Below are 600 nucleotides of genomic sequence, written 5' to 3' on the forward strand. Positions count from 1 at the left end.
GAAGATAAAGAAGATAAGGTGGATAAAAATGCTGTTGTTGAAGGTGAAATGTTAGAAAAGTCTCCTTCTGTAAAAGTTGATCTTTTGCATCATGCACAGATAGATAAACAAGATACAGAAGAATCTAGTCAAATTCGCTTAAATGTTGATGATCCAGGGGTTAAAATAGAAGAAGATGCGTTTTTGTCGAAAAAGAAATTTCGGTTGTTTTAAAAAAACTATAGTGAATATTCTGTATCGAAATTATTCTCTTATGCTTAAAAAATGAAATTTTACTTAGCTGCAAAAGTGATTGGTTGAAACATGTTTGTGATGCAAAGATGTCCTGATAAAAAGCAAAGAAAGAGCAAACCAAGAATTGCCGTTGTTATTCATCGCCAATCTACCTATACTGGTCGCTTAGGAAAGTTTTTGCAGAAAAGTGGTTTTGTTCTTGATATTTAACGTCCTATTTTAGGGCAGAAACTTCCCAATACGTTAGAGCATTATGCTGGTGTCGTCATTTTAGGGGGGCTCATGAGTGTGAATGACAAGGAAGCCTATATTGGTGAGGAAATTGATTGGATTTCTTTGGTGTTGAAAGAGAATAAGCCTTTTTTA

2 pseudogenes are annotated in these 600 nt (G+C 34.2%); both read left to right on the plus strand.

The features are described 5' to 3' along the window. A pseudogene (locus ACFINZ_RS11650) lies at nt 1-213 on the plus strand (DNA-binding protein); the annotation flags it as partial. A 90-nt stretch (nt 214-303) separates the two neighbouring features. Further along, nucleotides 304-600: pseudogene (locus ACFINZ_RS11655) on the plus strand (GMP synthase); the annotation flags it as partial.

The organism is Bartonella sp. AA81SXKL, from assembly GCF_042196945.1.
Lineage (GTDB): Bacteria > Pseudomonadota > Alphaproteobacteria > Rhizobiales > Rhizobiaceae > Bartonella.